A 4,273-nucleotide genomic window follows, 5' to 3' on the forward strand; every position below is an offset into this window, starting at 1 on the left:
TTTCGGTCAGCTGCAAACATAGCTATTCGACAACATCCCTCTCTCCATTTTTTCGAGGGGCGCATAGCAGCGGTATGCCGAACATGCTTGCGAACCATGTAATAAGGGCGGCGAGCAGGTTGCCCCACCACGGATTCCCAAGTGCGAACCCAGCTGCCAGCACAGTCGCCGCGAGTAGACTGGTGAACTTCAGAAATTTGCCGGTGAACGCACGCTGGTCGGCAAGCTCATTGGCAAATTCATTGTTTTCGGGGGTGCTGGGAGTGACGGCGCACTGGCTCACCGCGACTCTAATTACACCGCCTATGGATCCCGCCACCAACCAAACAGCTGCAAGCCACCAATTGCGATGGATGACGCCAAGGAGAATCTCTACCGCGCAGCTAACGAAGAAGAATCCAAGAAGGTGATTCAGTCGTCGATGAGCTTCCGAATACGTGGCGATCATCAGTGCACCCAATGACCTTCGTCTCCGACGCGACCTTGCCCTCTGGCGAATAAGGTGCGTGAGTTCGTGAGAGAGCCCAGAATCGGACAAATTGTTCTCTGTTCTCGCGTTTCATCGGGTGCGCTGGGATGCGGCGTCCCCTTTCCCAGATAATCCTTCTCGAAAGCGAGCCGGCCGAGAAGCCTGACTGCTGCGGGGTCGGGCCGGCTGAGCACTTCGGCTTCGGTCGACTCGAAGGCCTCGCGGCGCACGAACTCGGTCAGGCCGGTGTTGCGCTTGTTCGCCACCGCATGGCCTCAGCCATTCGCGGCGGCCTTGTAGATGGCGTCGGCGCTACTACCGCCAGAAGCGGGCAAGATCGGCCACGGATTCCCCGTCTGCTCGCCGTCGGCCGGCCTCCTGTTTCTGCGCGAGGGTCATCTTCGCCGGTCTCGCCCACGTGCTGGCCGCGCTCCCTTGCCCACGCCCGCCCTTCGCTGGTACATGTGCGGATCAAGTCAGGCGCCCACATCGGCCAGGCCGTCTATCACGCCGATCATCAGCAGTCCGTGCTTATGGAGGTGTCCGGCCATGGTTCGGCAAAGCTCCCGGAACTGTCCGCCCACGCCCACGATGCGTTTGACGATCGCGAACGACTCGAAAGTCGGCCGGCGAGGCACTCGATCCTGGTTATCGCATAGCGTCGCCGGAAGCACGGAACTTGAGAAGCCTCCCCAAATCCTTGCAGTCCGCCTTCGCGCCCGAACCTTCCCGATGGATTATCGCGAAGCCGGCGGTCCTCAGCTGTTCGAGCTACCCTTCGAGGGTCTGCCCCACGGTCGAGACGCGAGCGTAACCGAACCCTTAACCTTTAGTGTGACAGTACGCGTGAAATGGCCTGGATGCCCTTAATTCCCGTTCCGAAGCGAGCGATAGCGTCGCGGTGCTTTTCCAGGATCGTCATATGGTAAGTAGCGCACCTGCAAATCGGCGACGCGACTGACGCAGGCCGCCGGAGCTGCGCACGAACCTCTCCTTCACGCGCATCGGGCGCAACGAGAAAGAGCCCGTCTGCCGCATGCAGATCGCTGCTCAAAGCAAGATCGAGCATGCAGACGATGCCGGAGTAGATTGACGTTATATGCCCTACTTCGAACGCCGCCATCACGCGAGTGCGGTCCCTATCGATCCACTGGATGTCAATGAGACGGATCGAGTCCACGCTCGGGGCGTTTTCTATTGAAACAGGAAGCGAGTCCAAGCATTCCGCGCCCAGCTGTCCTCCGTTGTGGGCCGCGATCGTTGGCGGCTACCCAAACCTCGTGATCAAGCTCCCGCCCGAGATCCTTGAGCCAAGCCTGGACCTCGGTGTGTGTGCGGTCGCCCTCACGGTCGGCGACGAGGATGCCACAGACCTCCTCGCGGTCTCGTGGACGCAGACGTTTTAAGCAACAACTCTCATGGGCTGAGCTACATCCGCCTTACCGACCTGATCGACCAGCCGCAATCTTGCGCCACAAGTTTAGTGCCCATGGCCCCGGTGTTGAGCCCGACGGTCTCTTCTGCGCACCTAGAAGCTAGTCCGCCCGCCGCAGGCGCACGCGGGGCTCAAGACCTCCTGCTGCCGCGCTTGACAAAGCGCCGTTCAATCCAATTTACCCCGCAATCTCGGTGCGATCTCAACGCCGCGGTGGTGATCCCGGAGCGACGGGATTTCGTTTGGCAGGAAGAGCATATGTCCTCGAACCGCATCAAAAGTCTGGCCCTGGCGACCGCGATCGCGACTTGCGCGGGGGTCGGTCTCCCTAGCATGGCGGACGCACATTACCGGGGCGCCCGGAACTACGGCTGGCATTCCGGCTGGCCCAAGGACTGGCATAGGCATCGCGGATGGGCGCGATACGGTTGCGCGCGGCCGGCGACGTACGCCTATGGCGGTTATGGCGGGACCATGGGCGCCGCAGCCTATGGCCGCCCGCCAGCCTATTATGGCTATGTTGGCGAACAGGGCGAGGGCGGTGTGGGGCTGGGGGCCCCGACCTTTTAGCGTTGTCTGTGCGCATCGCGCATGATCGCCGCCCGGTCATAGGCACCGGCCCGCCCTCGCGCGCGCGACGTCATTGGCCGTTATCCTTCGGCCGCGGTCTCTCTCGCGCTCGTTTTCGGCGGCGATATTCGCCTTCACGGCATCGTTCGGCGAGCGCATGGTCTCAGTGTAGGCGCGCTACGCTGCGATGGCTTCGCGCTCGGCGAAGCTGCGGGCCTGAATTTCCTGAACGGCTAGAGCGCAAGATTCACGCAACTTATTTGAGTTCATTCGAGAGTCGAGAGTGGAGAGGGAACGCGCGCCGGATCACGCAGGCGCGACTGCCGCTGCGCGGCGTGGACGCCCGCCGACTCGGCTGATCGCTCGCATCCTGCCGTCTTCGGCGCGCGCGGATCCGGCCGCGATCGCGTCGCTCGCCCACGCGCTCTCGAGGGATAAGGTATTCGACGCGCGGTTTGCCGACAAGCGCCGGCGGTGCGAAGCCGAAGAAGCGGAAAGCCGCTCGCGGCCTATCGCGCTGAAGAGCTTGCTCGCATGCGGCTCAACTTCTACGGCTTCGATCCAAGCTATCAGGTCGCGCGATACAATTTCATCCACAGGATCCCGAAGCCACGCACTCCTCTGACGCTTGCCCGGCGCCGATCGCAGCGTCACGACGGCGCAGTCGGCCGCAAATACAATTCATCAAACTGATCGCTGCGGCCACAACCGGCTGTCCGCTTGCGTTACGATTTCGACAATCAACTGAGGACCCCCTCGCTCGAGGTTGCAATTTGCCCGCCAAAGCCCTGCTTGACCCCTTGTCAAGAACTGCTTCCTTCGATTGTCTCAGTCAATCGCTTGAACCGAATCATTTATAAAAGCATTCTGTACCAGCTCAGGCGATCGGCCAATCGAGCGCTTCGGCGGCGGTGATGATCGTGGAACAAGAGGACAGGCGCGGAGCTCTTCTCGGACGGGTCACAGCTGTTCACGGCTCGGTGATCGACGTGCGGTTCGCGTCCGGCGCCTTGCCGGCGATCAACGAAGCCGTGGCGATCGAATGGGATCGTGGAGACCCAATTATCGCCGAGGTGCAGAAACATCTCGACGCCCATACAGTGCGCGCCGTTGCGCTCTCGAACACGGCCGGCCTGAACCGCGGCGTCCCCGCGCGCGCCATGGGGGTCGCGATCAGCGTGCCCGTGGGAGAAGCCGTATTGGGGCGGCTGCTCAATTCGATCGGCGACCCCGCAGACCGAGGGCCGGCGCTTCCTGCCGACATAGAGCGCCGTCCGATTCACGCGGCGGCGCCTGAAATCCACAAGCTTGTGGGAACTCTCGAGTCGTTCGCAACCGGCATTAAGGTCATCGACCTCCTCGCGCCGCTCGTGAAGGGCGGCAAGGCGGCCATGTTCGGCGGCGCCGGCGTTGGCAAGACCGTGCTCATCATGGAATTGATCCGCACGACCGTTGAGCGACACGCTGGAATTTCGGTCTTCGCCGGGATCGGCGAACGCTCCCGCGAGGGACACGAGCTTTTGCTCGAACTCCGGCAGTCCGGCGTGCTCGAGCGCACCGCGCTCGTATTCGGACAGATGAATGAGCCGCCCGGCGCCCGCTGGCGGGCGGGGCTGACGGCGCTCACCATGGCCGAATATTTTCGAGACACGGCTCGCGAGAATGTGCTGTTGCTCATTGATAACGTCTACCGCCTGGTTCAGGCCGGCAGCGAGGTATCGGGTCTACTCGGCCGATTGCCTTCGCGCGTCGGCTACCAACCGACGCTCGCCAGCGAGATCGCCGAACTCGAGGAACGC

At 62.3% G+C, this 4,273-nt stretch carries 5 protein-coding genes and 1 pseudogene; 2 read left to right on the plus strand and 4 right to left on the minus strand.

Annotation, left to right across the window (positions count from 1 at the left end; translation table 11 throughout):
- Nucleotides 1-22: 22 nt before the first annotated feature.
- The 4 genes from Q8M88_RS14635 to Q8M88_RS14650 all read right to left on the minus strand — a co-directional run bounded on the left by Q8M88_RS14635 (nt 23) and on the right by Q8M88_RS14650 (nt 1,688).
- Nucleotides 23-448, minus strand: coding sequence for a hypothetical protein (locus Q8M88_RS14635; protein WP_305597896.1), 426 nt, complete (start codon nt 446-448; stop codon nt 23-25).
- Nucleotides 448-735 carry a hypothetical protein gene (locus Q8M88_RS14640; RefSeq protein WP_124740360.1) on the minus strand — a complete coding sequence of 96 codons (288 nt, stop codon included), beginning with the start codon at nt 733-735 and terminating at the stop codon, nt 448-450. Before Q8M88_RS14640 ends, Q8M88_RS14635 begins: the two co-directional genes overlap by 1 nt.
- Before the next feature lie 210 nt (nt 736-945).
- The gene (locus Q8M88_RS14645) at nt 946-1,143 is read right to left on the minus strand and encodes a hypothetical protein (RefSeq protein WP_305597897.1); all 198 of its coding nucleotides are present in this window, start codon (nt 1,141-1,143) and stop codon (nt 946-948) included.
- 155 nt (nt 1,144-1,298) lie between these two features.
- Entirely contained in the window at nt 1,299-1,688 is a 390-nt protein-coding gene (locus Q8M88_RS14650) for a hypothetical protein (RefSeq protein WP_305597898.1), read from the minus strand.
- Nucleotides 1,689-2,237: 549 nt separating this feature from the next.
- Between Q8M88_RS14650 and Q8M88_RS14655 the strand changes: the two genes are divergently transcribed.
- Nucleotides 2,238-2,474: a hypothetical protein gene (locus Q8M88_RS14655; RefSeq protein ID WP_305597899.1), complete on the plus strand. Its 237-nt coding sequence runs from the start codon at nt 2,238-2,240 to the stop codon at nt 2,472-2,474.
- Nucleotides 2,475-3,388: 914 nt separating this feature from the next.
- A pseudogene (locus tag Q8M88_RS14660) lies at nt 3,389-4,273 on the plus strand (F0F1 ATP synthase subunit beta); the annotation flags it as partial.

The organism is Phenylobacterium sp., from assembly GCF_030693805.1.
Classification (GTDB): Bacteria; Pseudomonadota; Alphaproteobacteria; order Caulobacterales; family Caulobacteraceae; genus Phenylobacterium.